Annotated in this window: 12 protein-coding genes; 8 read left to right on the forward strand and 4 right to left on the reverse strand. The window is 56.7% G+C overall.

The window, feature by feature from the left end:
• The first annotated feature begins 2 nt into the window (after nucleotides 1–2).
• From O0881_RS00175 to O0881_RS00200, 6 genes are all read left to right on the forward strand, one after another.
• Entirely contained in the window at nucleotides 3–1,181 is a 1,179-nt protein-coding gene (locus tag O0881_RS00175; RefSeq protein WP_289909487.1) for a type II secretion system F family protein, read from the forward strand.
• On the forward strand, nucleotides 1,178–2,827 hold the full coding sequence (locus O0881_RS00180) for a GspE/PulE family protein (protein WP_289909489.1): 1,650 nt from the start codon (nucleotides 1,178–1,180) through the stop codon (nucleotides 2,825–2,827). Before O0881_RS00175 ends, O0881_RS00180 begins: the two co-directional genes overlap by 4 nt.
• Entirely contained in the window at nucleotides 2,808–3,560 is a 753-nt protein-coding gene (locus O0881_RS00185; RefSeq protein WP_289909491.1) for a hypothetical protein, read from the forward strand. Before O0881_RS00180 ends, O0881_RS00185 begins: the two co-directional genes overlap by 20 nt.
• 44 nt (nucleotides 3,561–3,604) lie before the next feature.
• Complete coding sequence (locus tag O0881_RS00190; protein ID WP_289909493.1) at nucleotides 3,605–4,084, forward strand: hypothetical protein; 480 nt, start codon at nucleotides 3,605–3,607, stop codon at nucleotides 4,082–4,084.
• Between the two features lie 303 nt (nucleotides 4,085–4,387).
• Nucleotides 4,388–12,490 (forward strand): NBR1-Ig-like domain-containing protein, encoded by an 8,103-nt coding sequence (locus O0881_RS00195; protein WP_289909494.1) that lies wholly within the window; start codon nucleotides 4,388–4,390, stop codon nucleotides 12,488–12,490.
• 3 nt (nucleotides 12,491–12,493) lie between these two features.
• Complete coding sequence (locus O0881_RS00200; RefSeq protein ID WP_289909497.1) at nucleotides 12,494–12,997, forward strand: DUF4304 domain-containing protein; 504 nt, start codon at nucleotides 12,494–12,496, stop codon at nucleotides 12,995–12,997.
• A gap of 984 nt (nucleotides 12,998–13,981) precedes the next feature.
• On the opposite strand, the gene O0881_RS00205 is transcribed toward O0881_RS00200, so the two are convergent.
• The 4 genes from O0881_RS00205 to O0881_RS00220 all read right to left on the reverse strand — a co-directional run bounded on the left by O0881_RS00205 (nucleotide 13,982) and on the right by O0881_RS00220 (nucleotide 20,205).
• Nucleotides 13,982–16,399: an AAA family ATPase gene (locus O0881_RS00205; RefSeq protein WP_289909499.1), complete on the reverse strand. Its 2,418-nt coding sequence runs from the start codon at nucleotides 16,397–16,399 to the stop codon at nucleotides 13,982–13,984.
• Between the two features lie 104 nt (nucleotides 16,400–16,503).
• Entirely contained in the window at nucleotides 16,504–17,742 is a 1,239-nt protein-coding gene (locus tag O0881_RS00210) for a metallophosphatase family protein (RefSeq protein WP_289909500.1), read from the reverse strand.
• A 2-nt stretch (nucleotides 17,743–17,744) separates the two neighbouring features.
• Nucleotides 17,745–19,148 carry a hypothetical protein gene (locus O0881_RS00215; RefSeq protein ID WP_289909502.1) on the reverse strand — a complete coding sequence of 468 codons (1,404 nt, stop codon included), beginning with the start codon at nucleotides 19,146–19,148 and terminating at the stop codon, nucleotides 17,745–17,747.
• 163 nt (nucleotides 19,149–19,311) lie between these two features.
• Nucleotides 19,312–20,205, reverse strand: coding sequence for a hypothetical protein (locus tag O0881_RS00220; protein ID WP_289909504.1), 894 nt, complete (start codon nucleotides 20,203–20,205; stop codon nucleotides 19,312–19,314).
• Between the two features lie 221 nt (nucleotides 20,206–20,426).
• Here O0881_RS00220 and O0881_RS00225 point away from each other — a divergent pair, with 221 nt between their 5' ends.
• A complete protein-coding gene (locus tag O0881_RS00225) occupies nucleotides 20,427–20,747 on the forward strand; it encodes an H-NS histone family protein (RefSeq protein WP_289909506.1) in 321 nt (106 codons plus the stop codon).
• Nucleotides 20,748–21,258: 511 nt separating this feature from the next.
• Nucleotides 21,259–23,031 (forward strand): ShlB/FhaC/HecB family hemolysin secretion/activation protein, encoded by a 1,773-nt coding sequence (locus O0881_RS00230; RefSeq protein ID WP_289909507.1) that lies wholly within the window; start codon nucleotides 21,259–21,261, stop codon nucleotides 23,029–23,031.
• Nucleotides 23,032–23,035: the final 4 nt, after the last annotated feature.

The following is a 23,035-nucleotide window of genomic DNA, read 5'->3' on the forward strand; positions in this document are numbered from 1 at the left end:
GTATGCAGTATCGCATACAGGTACTGACGCCGGAAGGCACTATCGACGAGGTTGTGGTCGATGCGGACAACGAAACCGAAGCACGTCAACTGGTCAGCAATAGCGGCGGTCGCATCATCGCATTGCGTGTGGCTAGTGCGCCGTTGATCAAGCGACGGCATGCTTTCAGCTTGACGGTGTTCAATCAACAGATGTTCTCGCTTCTGGAGGCGGGCCAGACCGTGGTGGACGCAATCGACATCCTGGGAAAGAACGACAGGCGTCTCGGTGCGCGCGCGGTCTACGATGCCTTGCTGCGGGAGCTGCGCCAGGGGAATCAATTATCGGAAGCGATGGCACGCCTGCCGTCTGTCTTCCCCATGCTGTATGTGGCGATGGTGCGCTCCAGCGAGACCACGGGCACCGTGCGGGCATCGATCAAACGATACATGCAGTACCAGCGGCAGGTCGATGAGATTCGCGGTAAGTTGACCGCTGCGGCGACGTACCCGGCCATCTTGCTCGGTGTCGGTTCCCTGGTCATCGTTTTTCTGATGTTGTACGTACTGCCACGCTTCGCGGCCGTCTATGAAGATGCGGGCACCATGCGCAACGGTTCGGCCGGTTTTGTGCAGTGGTGGGGAGCTTTCGTACAGGAAAATACATTGCTTGCCTGGGGAGGTGTCGTGGCGACATTGGTTGCCATGATAGTGGCGGTCCTGCATCCGGCGATGCGGGCACTGGCTTATCGTAGGTTGGTGGCGACGCCATGGGTGGGGGAGCGCATTCGCGTATTGCAATTGAGCCGGCTGTATCGCACGCTGGGGATGCTATTGACAAGCGGCGTCAGCATTTTGTCGGCCATGCGCATGAGCGGCGATGCACTGCCGGCCGCCATGCGGCCCAGTCTGGATGCCGCGGTGCGCTTGGTGAACGAAGGCGTACCTTTGTCGCGCACCATGCAGCAGTGCAGCCTGAGTACCGAAGTAGCGGTGCGGCTACTGGTGGCCGGGGAGTCGTCTGGCAATCTAGCTGACATGATTGGGAGGGTCGCCGATTTTTACGATCAGGAGACGGCCCACTGGATTGACACGGCTGGGCGGTTGATCGAGCCGGTTTTGATGCTGGGAATCGGCCTCGTCGTGGGCGCGATTGTCCTATTGTTGTATAGCCCCATTTTCGATCTGGCGAACAGTGTATGAGTATGGAACTAACCTTGGGGAAGTTGGCACAAGCCAGCGCCGATTCGCCGCCGCAGGACTGGTTGTTGCGTCTGGCGCGATTGTTGGATCTGGATGCGGCTGACGCGTTGAAGCGCGCGGCGGAATTACTGGCCTATCCGGTACTGGAAGCTGATGGCGTGCAGCTGCTGGCACCGACCTTCGGGAGGGCCGAGCATGCCGAGATGATGCGTCGTATGACCTTGGTGGCCGAAGATGTGGACGGCCCGCTGGCGGTACTCGGACAGCCGTTGGCAGCGGGTCTGGGCGCTTGGCTGGCTGGGATGAACGTCTCACGGCTCTATATGGCCGACCCGGCAGTCGTGATGGCGGCATTGGAGGAGCAGGAGGCGGAGTTTAGCGCGGTGGCGGATGCCATAGGCGACGAGATTATCGTCGAAAGCGTACGCGACGTCAGCGGTGAGCTGACGCTAACGGCGATCCAGGGCGAGGCAAGTCCTGCGGTGCGGCTGATCAATTCAACGGTATTCGATGCGCTGCGCCTGGAGGCCAGCGATATCCATCTTGAAACGCTGCCGCAAGGGGTGCTTATCAAATTCCGCATCGATGGCGTACTCAATCGTATCGCCATGGTCAGCAATCCGCCGCTCGCGGAACAGGCTATCGCGCGCATCAAGATCTTGGCGGAACTGGACATTGGCGAGAAGCGCATTCCGCAGGACGGCCGCTTCCGTGTCGCTTCGCGGGGGCGTGACATCGATATCCGTGTCTCGATCATGCCCAGTATTTTTGGCGAAGACGCCGTATTGCGGGTGCTCGACAAGAAGGCATTGATGGACAGCGTCAAGCGGCTGACCTTGGACTCGCTCGGCTTTGACGACCATACCATTCAGCTACTGCGCCGCCTGGCGTCCGAGCCATACGGAATGATGCTGGTGACGGGACCAACCGGTAGCGGCAAGACTACCACGCTGTATGCGGCATTGACCGAGATAAACCACGGGGAAGACAAGATCATCACTATCGAAGATCCCGTCGAGTACCAATTACCCGGGGTGTTGCAAATTCCGGTGAATGAAAAAAAGGGCCTGACCTTCGCGGTTGGCTTGCGATCGATATTGCGGCATGACCCGGATAAGGTGCTGGTCGGCGAAATCCGTGATCCGGAAACTGCACAGATTGCGGTGCAATCCGCGCTGACCGGCCACATGGTGTTCACTTCGGTGCACGCCAACAATACTTTCGATGTAATCGGGCGGTTCATGCATATGGGCGTGGACCCGTATAACTTTGTTTCCTCGCTGACCGGTGTGGTCGCTCAGCGCCTCGTGCGCCAGAATTGCTCGCACTGTGCCCAAGATATCTTGCCCGATGCCGAGCTTCTCAGCGAGTCGGGACTCACTGAGGCAACCGGGTATCGTTTTCGGGCGGGCAGCGGCTGCGCTCACTGCCGCAACAGCGGGTATAAGGGGCGCCGCGCCATTGCCGAAGTCCTGCGTCTGACCGACGAGATGCGCGAGATGATAGTCGCGCGTGCACCTATCCGCGCGTTAAAGGAGCAGGCACGGCTTCAGGGGACGAGGTTCCTGCGGGACGTTGCGCTGGAACTGGTGAGAGATGGCCACACCACTTTGCAGGAGGTGAACCGTGTTACGTTTGTGGCCTGAGAAGCAAACACTTTTCCTCCTTCCGGAGCATTCATGGTGTGCGGTCGGGAAGTCCCTCAGAACCGTGCAAGCGGGCGAGGGAACGCGCCTGCAGCAGTTGAACTCCATGGCGCAGCAGTTGTTGTCGGAATGCGCTATCAAACGCGGGGTGCAGCCGGTGCTGGATGTTGTCATTGGTGGCAATGGTTGCCGCTTGCTGATGCTGCCATGGCAGACCCGTCTGCGCAAGGGGGACGAGCAGCGACGCTATGCTGAAGTCTGTTTCGAAAGCGAAGGGGTAAGCGCCGACGAGTGGATTGTGCAGGCCAGTTATCGCCACTTTGGCATGCCAGGACTTGCACTTGCTGTACGCCGGGACGTGATGGCCATGTTGGACGAACTTGCCACCACACGATCGTCGCGTCTGCGCAGTGTGCTACCGCTCGGTGGCCTGGCCTATTGGCGTCATCAGCCATCCCGACATGGCAACACAATACTTATACTGGATGAGGGGAAATGCCTGACGGCCATGGCATATGCCAACGGACGCTTGGATTTCGTCGAAATCCAGCCTGTCGGGGCACATCGAATTCTGGCGTTGACCCAGTTGGTTCGCCGTTGCCAGATGGCGGCGCGCGTGGTGGTGCAATTGAGTTTCTGGACTGCCGAATCCATGGAATTGGATGAAACCATATTTGCCGCAGCCTGGCCCGAGGCATCGCTGAAAAAGTTGCCGGCAGGAGAATGGCAGTGATGCCCCGTCCTCACGAACTACTACGGCCAGGTGCTCGTTATCCCATGCTTGCATGGGGTATTGCACTGTTTTGCCTGGTCGTCGCCAGCGCAGGCGGCTTGCATGCCTTGCAATATGCGCGCGTTGCGCAAGCAGCTGGGAAGGACTTGGCACGATTGGAATCGCGCCGCATTGTTAGTGCTCCGGTTCAGCCAAGCAAGGCCCAAGCTGATGTGCAGCGCCGGTGGGACGCCCTGGCTGCTGAGCGGGCCTTTAATTGGTACCCCGTCTTCCGTGCTCTGGAGCAGACGACCAGTGCGGACATCGAGTTGCTGGAGTTTGTACCGGATAAGCCTGGGCGCCGCATTGTGTTGCGCGGGGAGGCGCGCACTAGCGATGCACTGATCAGCTATCTTGGGGCGATGGCGGCGCAGGGGAGCTTTGACGAGGTGTATCTGGCGCATCAGAAGCGCATTCAACGCGCAGGCATGTCCCTTATATCGTTCGAAGTGCGTGCCGTTATTGCGGTCCGCGCCAGCAAATAGCGGTGTGTCGACGTGTCAGAGCTGTTCGCCCTGGCGCAGCAGCGTTGGCGTTAGAACTATCCTTAAGTAGTTGAAAATAATAAATATTTAATAATTGTGACTTTTTGCTAGTTTTCACAATGTTGAAATAAGGCAAACTTTGCCTAAAATTAATTAACGGCTTGTAATGATGGGCCGCCGCTTGGGGAAGCTATGTCTAGTTTGTCGTTGGCGTACAGATGCGCGTGCGCGTGCGCAATTTTGTTTCGATTCTTTCGCACTATCGCCGCCGTTGTTGGCTTGTTGTTGTTTAGTCATAGCGCCATGGCGCAAATCACCTGGAGTAATGTATTTATTTCTCCAACCAGTGGGACGGTGGACCCGTCCACTGGCACCCTACAAGTCATCGCCTCCGGCAACGTTATCGCGTCTACAGGGGACACCGTGCAGTCGGTCAACCTTTATTACGACAACGTTCTCGTCAACACGCAATTCTATCCGGTCGTCATAGACGAAAAAAAAGATATGCCCATTAACGTGGCCAGATCTCCCTGGATGACGGTGCCTGTTAGACAAGGTACCCACTCTGTATGGCTCGAGGCGACAACCTACAACGGCAATACGCTGAATACGGCGACGTACACGATCAACGCCAATCCGGTGAGCTTAGTGAATGCGGCACGATATCTGGGACAAAACGTACCTTCAACCATGGTGGCGGGGCGTGCCTATAACGTGTCGGTGACGATGCAAAATACCGGCACGACCACGTGGGTGGCTGATCCCTCGCGTCCGTATCGACTCGGAGCCCAAGGCAATGCGGCGTTGTTCGGTGTCACTCGCGTTGAAGTGCCAGGGACTGTTGCGCCGGGCAATAGTGGCGTCTTTAATTTTACGTTGACGGCGCCAAGTAGTCCGGGAAGTTATGCCGTCCAGTGGAAAATGTTTCAGGAGAGCGTGGAATGGTTCGGCGACTTGACACCCAACGTATCCATCAACGTGGTTGTGTCGCAACCAAGCGCAACGTTTACCTGGCCCGCTGAAGGAGCAAGCTATCCGGCAATTGGTAGCACCGCCAGCGTATCCTTTACCGGCAGTGCTGCGCCAAGTAGTGGTGGCACATTGAGTAGTGTGCAATTGCGCGAGAACGGTGTGGCATTTGCTTCTGGATCCGCCAACACAATCAGCGGCAGCAAAGATCTCACCATCGGCACCCATGTCATCGAACTGTGGGTGGCGGACAACTTCGGGCAAACTATTAGTACCTATCGCACCGTCAATGTCACGCTTCCGGTTCCTGGTATAACCTGGACTGGCGTGGCAATTAGTCCGAAGAACGGAACGGCGGACCCATCTACCGGTAAGTTGAAAGTTGTTGCTTCCGGGCAGGTTACAACGACGATTGGTGACAGCGTGCAGTCAGTCAATTTGTATGATGACAACGTTATCGTTGCGTCGCAGCTCTTTTTTGTCAACTATGATGACAAAAAAAATATGCCAATCAATCAGCTGAGGGAGATCGCGATGTCAGCGTTGCTTTCTCCTGGCAGCCATTCCATGCGGCTTGAGGCAGCGACCTATAATGGTCAGAGTTACTTCTCGATTCCGTACGCAGTCAATATCGCTCCACCTCCTCCCGTTAATGATGCGAAATATCTCGCTCAGAGCATACCGACAACGATGGTGGCCGGACAGACATATAGTGCGTCGGTCACTCTGCAAAATACCGGCAACACTACCTGGATCCCTGACCCGACGCGGCCATATCAGCTCGGGATCAAAAATCCAGGGAACACGACGACATTCGGTATCGGCCGCGTTAACGTGCCAGGAGCAATTGCGCCCGGCGCCAGCGCCGTCTTCAATTTTACGTTGACAGCTCCGCGTAATGCAGGAAGCTACGCCGTGCAGTGGCAAATGTTGCAGGAAAACGTGGCTTGGTTCGGTGACGCCGCGCCCAATGCGGCAGTGTCCGTAACGACGGCGAAACCGGTTGCCACGATTACCAGTCCTGCAGACGGCACGGTGTATTCGACCAGCGGAGACACAATGGTTGTCACCGTAAAGGGGAGCGCCAGCCAGATCGGGGACGTGGCCATCACAAAACTAGAGCTGCTGGACGGCAATACGGTAATCGACGCTGGAGATGGCACTGTAAATTTCAATAAGGCGATTACGCTGCCATTGGGCCATCATGCGCTGGTGCTGAGGGCGACTAATGCGGCGAGCTTATCAGGCGACAGCCTGCCGGTGTCGGTGCGGGTGGTCAGTCAGGCACCTGGTGGCACAAGTGCCGTCAACATCACACCTCCGCATTTGGGCAATGAGAACGCAGGGACGTTGCCTGGCAATCTGAGCGTGGGGAACGACGGCGCGGCGCTCTACAGCATCGAACTCGCGGTACCACCGGGCACGGCTGGCATGCAGCCTGCGCTATCCCTGAGCTATTCGAGCAACGGCAGCAATGGCATGGTCGGCCTAGGCTGGTCGTTGGGTGGCCTTTCTACCATTCATCGTTGTCCGAAGACGGTAGGCCAGGATGGTGTTGCCGGCCGTATTTCATTCGATGGGGCCGATCGCCTATGCTTGGATGGCCAACGCCTGTTGCGTGCCGACGGTGGCAACCCCGGCGCTAGCCCGAGCGCACAGGACAGCGCGTACTGGGCTTCGGGCGCCCAATATCGTACCGAGATCGAAGGCTTTTCGCGTGTCACCCGGATTGCGGCCGGCTTCAAGGTCGAAGACAAGAACGGCCGGATCCGTTACTACGGCGTCAACGCGAATAGCGCCATCGCTGCCCAGGGGCGCGGCGACGGCCAAGCCCTGCTATGGGCGTTGTCTCGGGTGGAAGATCGTTCCGGCAATTACTTTACGGTAAGTTATGAGGTTGACGCCAGCACTGGCGAATACACGCCGGCGCAGATCCGCTATGGCGGCAACACCAATGCTGGCAGTTCGCCGGACCTTACGGTCCGCTTCAGTTACACCAGTCGTAACGATGCGCAGGTTCAATACATGGGAGGCTCGCGCAATGACCTGCGCAAGCTACTCTCGCATGTGCAGACGTATATCAATACTGCTGCGGATGGCAGCGGCGGCACGCTGGTGCGTGATTACGCGCTTGGCTACACCAATAGCGCCGGCAGCGGCCGCAGCTTGGTTAGCTGGGTACAGGTCTCAGCGTTCAACGCGTTGACCGGAATTGCCGAACCAATGCCACGCACCGACTTCAGTTACGGTGACGGTGGCCGACCCAAGCTGGTGCAAAAGAATAGCTTCGAATTCAATGTAATGGCAGACGGCGAGAATATACCAATCAAAACCTATACCGGAGACTTCCATGGCCTGGGGGAAACCTCGATTTTCGTTCCATGGCAGGTGTGTATGCCGGCAATGCCGAACTGCAATCTTCGCTACTTTAACGGAAAGCTTGCCGGACGTAGCAATAGCATTTCCGGTTGGGACGCCACATTGGATATGTCCCGGCTCACTGGTAAATATGATCAGATATTGACCGGCGACTTCAACGGCGATGGCCGCGATGACATCGTATTACTGGACTCAGGAGGGCGCAGTTGGGCTTACTGCCTAGCCCTGCCAGCTGGGCCCTATAACCCGCTATTCGCGGCATGTCAGACGGGAGGCGCGCTGCCCCCAATGCGGGATTTCAATCGAGACGGCGACTTGCCCACCTTGGCGAGTGTGGATAATGACGGCCGTTCGCAATTAATGTATTTTGATGCAGCTAATCAGGCGCATATATGCAGTTACAACGGCACCGTCAGTTGCCGCACGTTGCCGACCACCACGCCAGGGGGCGTTGTGACGACGGGCTTCATGCCGATCGAACTGAGCAAGCAAGGGCAATCGGATTTTTACATGATAAATAATCCAGACCTGCAAGGTGGTGTTATATCTTATTCATCTAACGTGACGGTATGCAGACGCAGCAAAGATTCTTTTCTGTGCGACTTGTTATCGTCGAACGGCATTGGCATGTCAGGCGCTGGCGCCGGCGATCTCAATGGCGATGGCCTGACAGACTTCTTCTACAGCGATAACGGAGGCAATAAGCTATGCCTGAGCAGCGAAACCGGTGTGAATTGCCGTCCGATGACGTCACGTGGTGTCGCACTCCCGGACATGGGATCTATTGGATTTGACTATTTCTTTGCCGGTGTCGCTGACATGTTGGGCGACGGCGTCAACCGCTACTGGGGGTATATCGGAAATACGTCGGTGCCTAATGCGCTGTGCAGATTGGCCGATGGTAGCGAAAAATGCCAAGAGGTTGATGTCAGCGGCATACCGGCAGAAACGCTTGCCATTATTCGGACTGGTTCCGGAAGCCGATCGCGGCCGTTCACTATCGATGGCAGTGGCGTGCCGGCGGCACTCAATTGCAGCGAGGTTCCCAATTTTAAGGATTCCTCATACCGTCAATCGTGCTGGATCACGTCGCTCGTCATGCCCGCATCGCAGGATCGTCTCGTTTCGGTAACCAACGGCATTGGCCATAGCGCTGAGATCGACTATACGAGAGGCGATGACAGCAGCATCTATAGCCGCTTTGCCACAGTGGCCGGCACCGAACGCCGCCCTGTCTATCCGCAAAAGTCAACCGTGCCGGGCGTCATGGCGAAACAACTGCGCCAGGCGAACGGACAAGGGGGATGGATCACCAGCAACATGAACTATGCTGGTGCAATGTATGATGCTGGCGGTCGTGGTTCGCTGGGTTTCGCGTTGATGCGCACTACTGATGCCGCCACGGGTATTGCAGAGGAGACCATATTCTCGCAGACTTTTCCTTTGGTCGGCATGGTGGAAGCCAGCCGCCGTTTCAACAGCCGTTGCACACTCGAGGGTGTTACCAATCAACTGCAGTCGCAGTCGCAGTCGATGGGCAGCGGTGCTGTCAGTTACTTTCCATATATTAGCGGGATAGGTGTCAAGCGGTCGGATTTGGATTGCACTGCGCTGGGGACGGTGACGGTTACCAATCAGTACAATGATGGCTGGGGCAATCTTACCTCTCGGAATACTGTCACTGAGGGTGGTGGGCGCAATTTCGTACAAACGGATACCACCACCTATTTCACAGCGCCAGGATGGGTCCATTTATCGGGCCTGCCGTTGAGTACGGCAATCACGCGCACCGACGGCGCCAGCCTCACGCGCAGCACAAGCTACACCTACAATAGTACGACGGGCCTGCGGGAAACCGAAACGGTCGAACCGAACAACCTTGCGCTCGCTGTGTTGACGACCTACGATCGCAGCGCCAACCAGTTCGGCCAGGTCAACAAAATCACGCAGAGTTGGACCAATCCGGCCTGCGCCGCTGCCGGCTGGCCGGAAGCAGGTTGCGTATCCGCGCAATCGCGCACAGTGAGCGACACGACGTACGATGCCAAGGGACGCTTCCCGATTGCCGTCAAAAACGCAATGGGTCATGTGACGAGCCAGGCATTTGACGACGCCACCGGCGCGCCGACCAGGCGTACAGATGCAAACAACCTAACGACAAACTGGACGGTGGACCGGTTTGGTCGCGTGATGGTTGAGTTGCGACCGGATGGCAACGAAATGCGCAACTATCTGAAACGTTGCGCCGGCGATTGCGCCTTCCATGCAACGACGGTGCAGATCAAGGAGGCATTCCATGGCAATGACCGTATCGCAGTACCACAGGTGGTGTACCGCGATAGTGCTGGCCATGTCGAGCGTAGCAAGACTTGGGGCTTCGACGGCACCCCCGTTGTGGTAGACCAGCGTTACGACGACCGCGGGCGATTGGTGGAAACCGATCAGCCGCGTTTCGATGGCGCTGCCGCCTATCTGGAAACTCGCTGGGGCTATGATGATTTGAATAGAACGATCAGCACCAGCGTGCCGGACGACGCAGGTACCGTGCGGACGACAAGCACGACTTACCGCGGACTGGAGATCGAGCACAAAAATCCCGCTGGACAAGTACGTACAGAAAACCACGACGTACTGGGCCAGTTGCGCCAGGTACTAGACTCTGGCTCGCCACGTGGCACGACCAGCTTTACCTATGAGCCCTTCGGTGGCTTGCAAACCACGCTAGACCCGAATGGGAACAGGATCACGGTAGATTATGATACATGGGGCCGTAAGATAGGTTTGCGTGATCCCGATCTCGGATTTATCGAATACGCAGTCAATCCGCTCGGACAGGTATACCGGCAGATTAGCCCGGAACAACGCACCAAGGGGACGCGGACTTGGATGGCCTACGATTTGCTGGGTCGCATGACCGCGCGCTATGAAAGTGACCTGGAAAGCCACTGGGTCCACGATACGGCGGCGAAAGGCGTGGGGCAGCTGGCGCGGGCGTACACCGGCCAGACGGCCACGCCCGATTACATCCGTACGCATAGCTACGACATCCTGGGCCGTCCGGCGCTGACGACACAGAAGCTTTACGATGGACTCTACTCGGCCACGCCGACATACGACTCGTGGGGGCGGCTGGTAAAGCAGACCTACAAGCGCGGCAATGATACCGCCAAGGATTTTAGCTTTGCATTCAACGGTTACGGCTACCCGTCACGCATTGAGCGCGGTCCGCTGGTGCTGTGGCAGGCAACGCAGCAGGATGCCGCCGGACGTGTGCGCAAAGTGTTACTGGGTAATGGATTGATCCAGAACCGTGATTTCAATACCTATAGCGGCAGGCTGATACATGGCGGTGTATCGACGGCAAGCAGCGCAATGCGTCTTCAAGAAGACTATGTTTATGATGTGCTGGGCAATGTGAAGAATCGCAGCCAGTACTGGGACAGTAACGGCTTCCAGGAGAGCTTCGACTACGATACTTTGAACCGCCTGAAGAGCAGTCAGGTGCTGGGTAAAACAGCACGCCTGTTCACCTACGACGCCGCAGGTAATATCACCAGCAAGACAGGGGTGGGTACCTACGCGTACAGGGCACAGGGCGAAACGGCGGTGCAGCCTCATGCGGTGCAAACCATCTCTGGTATCCCCGGTATCTACAGCTACGATACAAATGGCAACTTGTTGAATGGCGGCGGTCGCACGATCACCTGGACCAGCTTCGACATGCCGCAAACGATCAAGAAGGATGCGATCACGACAACCTTTAACTACGGTCCTGAGCACCAGCGCGTTGGGCAGTTGCGCCGTGGTAACCAGGCGGGAGGCGCCGATGAGCGCGTGATCTATGCGGGTGCACAGGAGGTGGAATCCGGCGTCAATGGTGGTATGAAGGTGAAGACTTACTGGCCGAATGGTATCGGTGTAGAAATCGATCAGGGCGGGACGACGCAGTTGCACTGGACGCATGTAGATCGTCTGGGTAGTCCTGTTGCCATGACCGGAGAAGACGGCACGATTCGCACGGATGGCAGGCTGGAGTACGATGCATGGGGCAAGCGCCGCAGCGTGGCCGACAATGACAACACCGATGACATCATCGACGGGAAAATCGACAACCGAGGCTTCACTGGTCATGAAATGCTGGACCAGTTGGACTTGGTACACATGAACGGGAGGGTGTACGATCCGCTCACGGCTAAATTTTTGTCGGGTGACCCACTGGTCAGTGATCCCAAGAACGGGCAGAATTACAATCGTTATTCTTACGTATCAAATAACCCTACCAATTTAACCGACCCGACTGGATTTCTCGAGACACCGCTAGGAACCGCTATTCCCGGTGGCAGTCCTCCAGCTGGATACTCATGCGAGGGTAATTGCTCAGCTGTTGGTTCCGGTCGTGGCGATAAAAATGGGAACTCTGGCGACAAGGAAAGTAAAGCGGCAACTGGAGGGGGGGCAGCCGCTGGCCGAGTCGAAACGGCGAAGAAAGGATCGGCAAACAGCGGAACTTCAAATCAGCCAGAGAAGAACTACGGTGATCGTTGGGCTGAATACAAAAAGGACATACCGTTTTCAGGTGGTGATGGCCCATCGACAAATGCGATGGGCTATGACGATTGGGCTCGTGGGAAAGGGTACATGACCCAAGAGCAGTGGAGTGAACGAGCTGCAGCAAGGGGCACTGGCGTAGCAATTGGTACGGCGGCGGTGGTCGGTGGTGCGGTTGCTGTCGAGGCAGTAGGTGCGCTTTCTTCCACGACCGCTGCGGTTGCAGAAACCGCAGTTCCTAGAGTAGTGGTGAATAGGGCCGCCGGGAATGCTTTCCGCGATGAAATTGCCGATGGTTTTAGGAAGCTTGGATATGATGTGACAACTGAGGTCTACAAGAAAACCATTTTTGGAGCACGCTTTATCGATATTGAAATAGCGAAGGCAGGAGTGGTATTGGGTGGCATTGAAACAAAGTATGGTAATGCCGTATATGGTGCAGCTCAGCGGGCAAAAGATTATTGGTTGGGCATGCAAGGTTATATAGTGAACGTTGTGCGGAGCAAGTGATTAATGAAGAGCATAAATTCAAAATTCTTACTAGAGTTGTTATCAGGGCTGGATGACTATTTCGAATCTGAAGGCTTTCGACGTAAGAAGGTGACGTACAGCAAGAATACTGAGCACCAATGGCAGTTAGTGAATTGGCAAATATCGACTGACGATTTGCCAGGGAAAATCAAGTTCACCATAAATGTTGGTGTGCATAACTTGGAACTTGCGAAGATTTTGGAAGAAGATGGGAAGCCTGATGTATGGGATTGCCACCTCAGACAGAGGGTAGGTTTTTTGCTGCCAGAGCATAGCGATAAATGGTGGATTGTTGATTCAACGTCACCTATACCGCAAGCGCTAGTTGATGAACTCAGAGGTATTTTGAGGGAGTATGTTATGCCGTTCTTGTCAGGGTTGTCGGCAAAAGATGACTTGCTGGACCTTTGGAAAACTGGCGTCTCCCCTGGGAAAACGGATCGTCAACGACTTAACTTTATTAACTTACTTGAGAAGTCAATTTGACAAGAAATTTAAATTTTAAATTGCGAAAAATGCCCTTCAATTCGGAATTCCGGGCTTGAGTGGTATTTCATTTCTATGTTCGGAATGTTGATCCTCAGGTCTTGGAACTTCTAATGTATAAATTGGCCAGAGTATCGAACACAAGATAGGCTTTCGTCACTCACTGGTGGCATCGGCGAGTAATGCGATATCGGTGGTAATTGTTTGTGGAAGAGAATCCAGAATAGTGAAATTTCCGGCAATAGTTTGAAATCTTCTGCAATTAGGTGAAATTACCTGCAATCCTTTGCAACTATTTGAAATTCGGTGAAACTCCCAGCAATAAGGTGAAATTCCGCTGCGATTTGCCGAGTTAGTTTCAATCCCGATGAGCTGAATACGCTCTTTGGCCTGTTCTGCGGTGCTCGGATATTGCGTTTTTGATCGAAAATCGTGGCAAAAAGGCCGTCCTACAAGCTCCACACCATACGCACATTACAAATGTGCCCGAAACCCGCATGAATCCTGGCTTCACGTGTATGACAAGCTGCCGCGGTTGTATGACGCCGTTGCGTAAGCGCCTGATCTTGCGAGGGAATACGCTTTCACCTCCACTTGTCGTGCACAGTTCCGGCCCATCGGAAAGCATGTCGCCGGCCGGTGAACAAAATGGTTACAGCATGGCGCCGGCCGGAGAGTATGACGATGATAAAACGGCGACGTGCCGATCAAAAAAGGGCTAAATGGTGGCACTGCCTATGGGCGCAGCGCGGCCGGCATGTGTTCACATTGCACCCGTCGTGTAAGTAAATCGCCGACGAGGCGTGGGACATATAAGATGCCGGTGAACGCTTGCGCGTCGCGCTGTTTCGCTTCACATTTTCCGCATTTTTAGACCGAATTTTTGCTTTGGTAATTTCGTAGCTAATCTTTGCTCTGAATGACTTGAGTACACCCTGTATACGGATTAGAACATCCTCATTGTCTTAGGCGGCCGCAGACGCTTTACGAGAGGTTGAGAACGGTATCAGCGAGATCACATAATTCTGGCGTATGGGAAATAAAAAACTCTTGTTGATAGCCACCCAGTTGCATGACCTGACGTTTCATTGCCAGGAACATGCGTTTGTGCTCGGCATCAAAGGCTCCGTCGGCCTCGTCCGAGAAAAGTGTCTCGCTGCGTCGGTTACTTGACTGGGCCAGGTACAAGGCCATGGCCCGCGTGAGGCATTCGTTGATCCAGACGCGTTCACCCCCGCTCATTTTGGATACGCTCTTGGCGAAGCCGGTATGGGCGTCGTGGACGATGATGTCAAACCCTTCCTTGGATTGCCCTTTATTCGAGTCGAGCAGCGTGCGAATGGATACCGTAAAGCGTGGCCCATAGCATGCCATCAATAAATCGTTGGTGAGCATCGACAGGGCGGGGCCCGCGTCGTCAATGGCCAATGCGATCACGCCGTCATTGCCCAGGCATGTGGCGAACAAAGACCAGGTCGCAGTTTGTTCTTCAATGTGAGCGATGCGGGCATCCAGGGCGGTTAGCGTTTGACGTTGACCCAGTAGCTGGCGTTGAAGCTCAGTCAGGCGGTGCTGGCGCCCGATCGCTTCGTGCAGTTGTGCTTCACACGCCGCGAGCTTGTCCGTGCAGTGAGCGATTTCCTGATGAGCATGCGCGAGACGAGTCGGATCGAACGGCACAGGAAGAGCGGAGAGTTGCTGTTCAATACGCTCGCGTTCCACGCGCGCATCCTGTGTGGCCCGGGTGCGTTCACCTGCAATGGCTGCCAGTTCCCTGTCGATGCGTACTTTTTCCTGCTTTTCGGTATCCGTTTCATGGTCGGCCGCCTGTGCGAACAGGGGAATGCGGCGGGCGATATCGTCGATGCTGGCGCGTGCCTGCTCGATCTCGCCGGTGCGTGCGGCAAGCTGCTGATTGACTGAGCATTTAGCCCGAGTTCTATCCAGGCGGTGTAGCGCGCGCGCCAAGCGCTCTGCCGTGTTCGGCAGTGTTGCGATTTGCGCGTCCAGTTGCGATAGCAGCTCGGTTTGTTGGTGCCGCGTTTGTTCCAGGCGCCGCAGGGACAGTTCGTACTGCGGAATGATGGGGCGGGCTGCGCGGGCGTGTTCAAGAAGCTGGCATTGTCCTTGTAGTTCGGTTCCCGCGCACGGAACGAGTGAGGTGAGCGAGAGGCGCTGGTGCAATGCTCTGGTTTGACATACCGTTTCACCGATTTCCCTGTTGATCGCATCAATCTTTTGCATGGCGAGTGCACGCTGGGAGGCTGCTTCGGTATGCCGATCATGCAACTGACGGCAGGCTGCGGCATGATTGCTGCGGCATTCCAGGAGGCGGGTCAGGATCGACAGTCGCCGAGTTGCCTGGGCCACGCGCCAGTGATCGGCGGTTAGCAACAGCAGCCTCGCGTGCCTGCTGGTTAGCGCCTGATATTCCTGTGCATGCGCCTGCCGCCGTTGCAGGATCTGGTGTGCCAATGCCTGGCCTACCTCGATGAGGTCGTGTTCGCGCTCGTCCATCCGCTGATTGACCGTCCGCACGCTATCGCGTAGCTGCTGGAGTGTTTGTTGGAGCTGCTGGCGCTGGTTTAGGTAGGTTGCGTCAACGGCTTGTTCGGCTTTGATTTTCGCCAGGGTATTTTTTTTGGCATCCAGCGCTTCCAGGGCTGTCTGCCTGCAGCGCTGTACGGCCTCCAGCGCGTCGTCCGGCGTGGTGAATTGCCGTGAAAGCTCGTGATTGTCATCGATCTGTCGCTGTAGCAGCCGCCGTTCCTGCTGCAAGCCCGAAAGCCCGTAGCGCAGCAGCTTGGCCGTCTCCGCAGCCTGTAGACCCTTGGTACGCACGCGCTCCAGTCCGAGCAGGTCACTCAATAGTATTTTGATTTCGGCATTGCGGTAGTGAGCCAATTGGCGCCTGTTCTGCGCCGAAAAAGCCGTGGTAAAGAATGTGGCGGCCGGACCGACGATGTCCTCGACGCAGCGTTGATACGACTCCATCCGACCATCGGACACGGTACCGTCTGGCAGTTGCACGGGCTGCCATGTACCAGCGCAGAGCTGATGAAGGTAGGCCTCGCTCCTGCGCTTGCCGTTGAGGCGAATGATGATCTGGGTACGGTATCTTTGTTTCCCCATTTCCCACACGAGTTCCTTGCGGTTGAGCGGCAAATACACCTCGTCATAGTAGGAAAAGCTGCCAAGGCCGTCAGCCCCTGCCTTGGACGGCATGGTTGCATAGGGAGTCATATTGTCTAAAACGGTCGTTTTGCCTCGTCCATTAGGGCCGACAATGGCCACCAGCTGGGCACCGGCTGTCATACGCTCGAAGTCGAGCGTCAATGTTTCTTTGTTCATCCCATCGCGAATGCCGATGAAGCCCGTTAAGGTGAGGGAAAGAGGGCGCATGATGATCTCTCCTGGTCAAAGTGTTTTTCGGTCTTTAGTATGCCGCGGAGCACGCGCCCCTCAAGGCTCACAGGCCCGTTTCGCGAAGCATTGCATCCGCCTGTCTAAGCTTCGCCAGCGACCGATTCTCCTGACAGGGCGGCCATGGCAATGTCGGCGGGTGAGTGGGTGGCTAACTGGGCCAGACAGGTCAATAGGGGCGCTGCTGGCGTGTCAACCTGGCGTGCCCAGGTATCGATTTGCTCTTCGAGTTGAAGGCAGCGTGCCATTCCCTCCGCTCTTGCACGGACAATGGGAATCACACGGCCTTCGAGCTTGATGCCTGCCGCGCCACGAAACAATGCCGTGATTGCTTCGCGGTGGATGGTGGCGCGTTCCTCTTCAAGGCACTGCCAGCGGATACGCACCCAGGCACCTTCGATGGAGTGGCTAGCGACGTATTGGTGCAGTGCATCCATATTCGGCGGTCCGGCAAACGCCAGCTCCAGTGTGCGGCGCGCCGGCGTCGCGACGAGTTCACAGCGAGCGCCGTCTGCGGTAATCTCCCACATCAAAAAACCCTTATTACTTTGTTCACCGTAATGCAACCGTCCAATGGAACCTGGGTAGGCGATCATCTGCCCATGCTGCTCCCACGCCTGATGCAGGTGGATATGCCCCAACATGACGGCATTGGCTTGTGCCTGAAAAAGCGCGCCTGCGGTAAAGTCATGGTCCATTCCCGCCATCGGCACCCCATGTTCTGTCATGCAGCCGATCACGGTACCGTGGGAGAGCGCGATGGTGGGAATGCCCCGCTGGCGCGCCAGTAGATTACCTGGGGCGTAGCCAGCCAGTAGGTCCGCAAGATAGTGGCCCATCGCTTGTCCCGCTTGTTCCGCGCCGACACTGGCGGCCAAATTTGCCTTATTCATGGTCGGAACGCACGAGCAGAGGAGAGTGCACTCCGCATCGCACCATTCTTTGGTATCGAAACGGGCGTGTGTCGAAGCCGTCCATTCACGCCGGGTATTGAGAATGACCTGCTGCAGACGGTTGGCCACGTGAATGGGATACCGTCCCCCTAGCAGTGAAAACAGATCCAGCGTACCGGGGGGCTCGTGTGAGAAGGTCCCTTGTAACATCAGCACTGGGCAATGGTCGGCCAGGCGCCGAATCTGGCGCGCAAGCGCCATCAACGCCGGCGAATGGGCATCGAGGGCATGATCGGTGGTATCGCCAGTAATGATGGCGACCTCTGCCTGTCTTGCGATCGCCTGGTTCACGGCATAGGTGAAGCACGTATCGACCTCGGGCAAGGTCGATACTGCATAGTGCAGATCGGAAAAATGAGCGATACGCATGATTATCTGTCCTTGGCTGGCGCTGTTGGAGTGCGTGGCCTGGATAAAGGCGTGTCGGATGCGCGCAGGCGGGCGTCGACTTTGTCACAAAAGCCTTCCGGATCATTTTGATAGCGCTCCAGTTCCGCCAGTACGCGTTGGCGGCCATTTACATTGCGCCGCCAGCCGGCGCCCCACTGGCGGTCAGCAAAGAGGCCAAAGCGCTCCCGATCTACGCCATAGGCTGCGGCGAGGTCAAACAGGGTGTTGATCGCTTCATCTTCGGTAGATGGGGCGTGCTGCGCAGGTAACGCAGACTGCATGGATTCGGGGGCCGGCTTATGCTGTACAGATGCTCCGGTCTCCGCAGGCTGTTCCAGCGTTAGATCATCTCCATCATCGGGACGGTTGGACGTTGAGGCCGCGTCTCGTTGTTCATGGTGACCCTGCAAGATATTTGCGGCCTGATCGGCCAGGTGTAATGCGCTTTCGTCGTCATGCTGGATCAGAAGGGAAGAGACATCGATCGGTGCTTCCAGCTCGATGATCCAGTGCGCACTGCGTACGGATTGCCCAGTTTTTGGATCGATATGCGAGACGTCGCGCAGCTTTTTACTGAAATAAAAGGGCGTGCGGTGCTGATCCAGGAAGCCGGCCAGACGGCCACCGCGCATGAACGAGATGGTTTCAAAGCGTTCGATGGCGCGGCTCATGGCATAAAAACTGTTCGTGTGCAGCACGAAAGCATCGATCGAGGGAATGCCGGGAATATAAAAAATGAATTTTCCGGTCAGGTTGCATTGCCGGTTCTGAAATTCCGGGCAGTTTTCTGGATCGCAGACGCCATTGTTTTCTGGCCGCAGTTGGAGTGGCCGCCCACCGAAGGTACGAACCACGCGCTGGCTGCGCTCATCAAAGCGGACCGGGGCGTACATTTTGCAGTAGCGGGTATGGCCATCCGACGCATATTCACTCCAGTAGCGCTTGTCATTGCGTGCCCAGGCGGCCAGTTCGTGTGGCATGACCAGTTGCCAGGTATCGGCAGGAAAGATGACTGGAAAACGATACAGCCGGATGACGCCGTCACCCCGATCCTCGCCAAAGGCCGCCAAAATCTGCGCTGCCAGGGCCGGATTGGGAAAGTCATTCGGACGTACGGTGAACCAGGCCACATTTTTGGGAACAAGCGGTGCCTTGATGTCTGGAAAAGCTTCGGCAATTTTTTGTCCGATCTCTTCAAATGAACAGTTTGAGGCGAGCCCCTGATCGTAGATTGCCTTGGCTTGCGGATTGCTCGCGGCCGCCTTGGTCAGCACTTTGATGCCCGCCCGAATCGTGCCGCCGGTGGGAATGCGGGCTGGCCGTTCGCCAAGGACCGTTGGCGGAGCGCCTTGCGCAAGCGAGCGATTGACGATTTCCTTGTCCATGATGGTCTCCTTTACGTGAAAATGAGCGATAAACCATCCTCTCATCGACCATTAGTGAATCAACCCCGTTATCCCCATCCAGACTTTTTCCCGTGGGGCGAACGCACGTAGCTGGTCCGAGCAACGGCAAGACTGAATGCGTTCAGGGACGGGAAGGTAGGGACTACATACGCGGATGTGGTGGTTTCTGGGTACTCTTCGACAACAGGCGGCGCACCGTACCGGCTCGCGTCCCAAGATAAAACGCGATCTCCTCGGCTGTGCAGCCGTCGGCGTGCAGGCGATGCGCGACGGAGCGGCGCGCGCCCAGCACACCAAGGCCAGGCAGATTGGCGTAGCGGAAGATACGTTGCAGGACATCATGTAAACCCTTTTCGGAGGTGGCTTTCGCGCATGGCGAGGTGAACGACTCACCGGTCCGACTGAGAAATAGGCTACTGTCGCCCTGCAGTGCTCGATATTCGCTCCGATCGCTAACACCGTATCCAGCGGCCAGGCGCCACGCCAAATACGCGTCAAGCCAGTACAACGCTGTTGCGTCGCAAAGCAGAAGCGGGCGTGCTATGCCATTCGACGCGGCATGTGCTGGCAGCCATGGTGGCGAACGGCGCCGGCCCGACGCATCGATGTAGTCGGCAACGGTCATCCTGGCGATCTCATTCGGGCGTGCGCCGGTATGGATAAGCATGAGGAGAAGGGCGATATCGCGCTGTTTGCAGCGACTATGCCGTGCCGTGTGCAGCACCAGTTGCTCAATCTGCGTATGGGCAATGATCGGCGGTGAGGTTGTGGCCGAAGGTTTCGCCAGCGGCACGAAATGTTCCAATGCCTCCAGATAATCTTTCCCATGCGCGCGGATGACCTGGGCAGTGGGAGCACTGTCTTCGTCGATGCCGATCACACCTACGACGGATTGTAGATCTCGTGCTAAATCGGCAACCGATTTGGACACCGTCGACTTCGTGACACGAAACCGCGCTGCGATCTGGTCATAGGTCTGTCCTTGAAGCATGGCCAGAAGCCAGGTCGATGCGAAAGAAGAGGGGCGTGGTTCCATATTTCGACTTTCGTGGCAACGGTGATTTTCACTATTGTTGTCGGGCCAGTTGCATGGCTCCAGCCGAAATTGCCCTCTATCGCTAGGTATTTCGATGGCACAATGAGAAATAAGGGGGCTAAAGCACGCGCGAATTGTCTTAGAATGGCGTTGACTTGGCATGCGTGCTCAAGTCATATATAGGTGTCACCCCAAATTTGTCCTACTTTCAAGGAATTCGTATGGATATCTCATCATTATCACTGGCCGAGTTAAAAAAGCTCGAAGCGCAAGCAATTCAAGAAATCAAGGCCCGACAAAAAGACGAGCTGGAAAGAGCCCGTGCGGAAATGCAGGCGATTGCACAGCGGGTCGGCGTGCCGCTGACCCAGTTGATCGCAGGCGTACCAAAAAATGCAGCGAAGGGAGAGAAAAAAGTTGTGGCTGCTTTGTATCGCAACCCTGACAACCAAGAACAGCAGTGGAGCGGTCGCGGCCGTCAACCTTTGTGGGTCAAGTCGTGGATGGATAAGCACCAGTCGCTCGACGGAATCCGTATCTAATTCAGAAATTTTCAGAGTAAAACCACGCAATTGTTGTGGTAATGACCTCGTCTTGACTATTTCATAGTTATGGGACCGTTGACGCGTTAGATGGGGGCGAAAATATTCCCCCTATTCTCTTGATGTGATTCTTTGGTAAGTATTCATATATCGACATATACTACCTTGTCTCGAGGGCATCAGCTGTTCATTGATCCGAAGAGCATAAAGAAATCAAATGCTTAGCCGGCTCATTGACCATCGAGTGGAATAAGTTTCGATTATAAAATGTCATGTTCTTACTGATTAGGTAAGCCAAAGCCCTGTTTTTACAGGGCTTTTTTTATGCTATCGATATCGGCTGCCATTGCCTGTGCTGCCGCCACAAGGCCGCGCATCTATTTACTAGTGGTAATTGGATAGTTGAAAGACAGTTACCAAGGAGGTAAAGTTCTCAATAAATAAATTAAGTTGCCCGATAGAAATAATTAATTTATAATTTCCTTACGTAAATAATTACTTAAGGCAACATATGCACCTGCGCTTGACGCCATGGTGCGGTGTATTTTTGTTCAGCGGCACCCTGTGTGCCGCCGTGTCCGCGCAGACCCGTCCTGAAATCGCGCCGCCCCTTCCCACCCCGCCTGGCGCCAGCCAGCGCGACGATGCCAGCCAAGAATTGATACGCCAGCAAGAGCGCGAGCGCCTCCTGCGCCAGCAGCAGGAACGCACGCCCGACGTGCGCCTGCTCGAGGCGCCCGTCGCCGCCTCCGCCAATCGCCTGCCCGCGGGCGAATCACCGTGTTTTACGATCGATCATCTGGAACTGCAGGGCGAGGGCGCTGCGCAGTTCCAATGGGCGCTGGATGCCGCCGGGCGCGACGACCTGGGCGCGCCGGACTCTGCGCTGGGGCGCTGCCTGGGCACGCAGGCCATCAATGTGCTGATGGGCCGCATGCAGAACGCCATCATCGCGCGCGGCTACGTCACCACCCGCGTGCTGGCCGAACCGCAGGATTTGAGCAAGGGGACGCTGGCCTTGACGCTGATACCGGGACGCATCCGCCAGATCGGCTTTGCGCCCGGCACGAATCCCCGCGCCACGTGGTGGAATGCCGTGCCAGCGCGCCCGGGCGACCTGCTCAGCGTGCGCGACACGGAACAGGCGCTGGAAAACTTCAAGCGCGTGCCGACGGCCGAAGCCGATATCCAGATCATGCCGGCCGAGGGCGGCAACGCGAAGCCGGGCGAGAGCGATCTGCAGATTCAATGGAAGCAGGGCTTGCCGTTTCGCCTGGCGCTGGGCTTCGACGATGGCGGTTCGCGCTCGACGGGCAAGCTGCAGGGCAGCGTGACCCTGTCGTATGACCACTGGCTGACCCTGAACGACCTGTTTTACCTGAGCCTGAACCAGAACGTCGACGGCGACCGTGACGGCCCGCGCGGCACGGCCGGCATGGTGGCGCATTATTCGATTCCCTACGCCTACTGGCTGCTGGCCTTCACCGCCAGCGACAGCCATTACCACCAGTCCGTGGCCGGCATCAGCCAGGATTACAACTACAGCGGCGCCAGCCAGAATCGCGAAGTCAAGTTGTCGCGCCTGGTGTACCGCGACGCCTCGCGCAAGACGACGGTGTCGCTACGGGGCTGGCAACGTTCCGCGCAAAACTTCATCGACGACACGGAAGTGGAAGTGCAGCGCCGCCGCATGGCCGGCTGGGAAATCGGTATCGGCCACCGCGAATTCTTCGGCCAGGCCACGTTTGACGTCAACCTGCAATACCGGCGCGGCACGGGCGCGATGGAGGCGCTGGCCGCGCCTGAGGAAGCGTTTGGCGAGGGTACCTCGCGTATGCGCTTGCTGCTGGCCGACATGGCCGTGTCGGCGCCGTTCACGCTGGCTGGCCAGCCGTTGCACTACACGGGCAACTGGCGCACGCAGCACAACCGTACGCCGCTGGTGCCGCAAGACCGCTTCGCCATCGGCGGGCGCTACACGGTGCGCGGCTATGACGGCGAAAGCAGCCTGTCGGCCGAACGGGGCTGGCTGCTGCGCAACGAAGTCGGCGTGCCGTTGGGCAGCAGCGGCCAGCAAGCGTATGCGGGACTCGATCATGGCGAGGTATTGGGGCCATCCGCCGAATGGCTGATCGCGCGCCGCCTGACGGGCGGCTTCGTCGGCTTGCGGGGGCAATGGCTGGGCGTGCAGTACGACGCTTTTGTCGGCTGGCCCGTGCATAAACCTGAACTCTTCCGTACGGCCAGTCATACGGCCGGTTTCAGCCTGAACGCCAGCTATTAAAAAA

The organism is Janthinobacterium sp. SUN100, assembly GCF_030397705.1.
GTDB lineage: Bacteria > Pseudomonadota > Gammaproteobacteria > Burkholderiales > Burkholderiaceae_D > Janthinobacterium > Janthinobacterium kumbetense.

Bases quoted from the DNA above. Each gene is read 5' to 3' on its own strand.
- O0881_RS00220 (WP_289909504.1), bottom strand. From the start codon at position 20,205: ATGGAACCACGCCCCTCTTCTTTCGCATCGACCTGGCTTCTGGCCATG.
- O0881_RS00200 (WP_289909497.1), top strand. From the start codon at position 12,494: ATGAAGAGCATAAATTCAAAATTCTTACTAGAGTTGTTATCAGGGCTG.
- O0881_RS00190 (WP_289909493.1), top strand. From the start codon at position 3,605: ATGCTTGCATGGGGTATTGCACTGTTTTGCCTGGTCGTCGCCAGCGCA.
- O0881_RS00205 (WP_289909499.1), bottom strand. From the start codon at position 16,399: ATGCGCCCTCTTTCCCTCACCTTAACGGGCTTCATCGGCATTCGCGAT.
- O0881_RS00195 (WP_289909494.1), top strand. From the start codon at position 4,388: ATGGCGCAAATCACCTGGAGTAATGTATTTATTTCTCCAACCAGTGGG.
- O0881_RS00180 (WP_289909489.1), top strand. From the start codon at position 1,178: ATGAGTATGGAACTAACCTTGGGGAAGTTGGCACAAGCCAGCGCCGAT.
- O0881_RS00175 (WP_289909487.1), top strand. From the start codon at position 3: ATGCAGTATCGCATACAGGTACTGACGCCGGAAGGCACTATCGACGAG.
- O0881_RS00225 (WP_289909506.1), top strand. From the start codon at position 20,427: ATGGATATCTCATCATTATCACTGGCCGAGTTAAAAAAGCTCGAAGCG.
- O0881_RS00230 (WP_289909507.1), top strand. From the start codon at position 21,259: ATGCACCTGCGCTTGACGCCATGGTGCGGTGTATTTTTGTTCAGCGGC.
- O0881_RS00210 (WP_289909500.1), bottom strand. From the start codon at position 17,742: ATGCGTATCGCTCATTTTTCCGATCTGCACTATGCAGTATCGACCTTG.
- O0881_RS00215 (WP_289909502.1), bottom strand. From the start codon at position 19,148: ATGGACAAGGAAATCGTCAATCGCTCGCTTGCGCAAGGCGCTCCGCCA.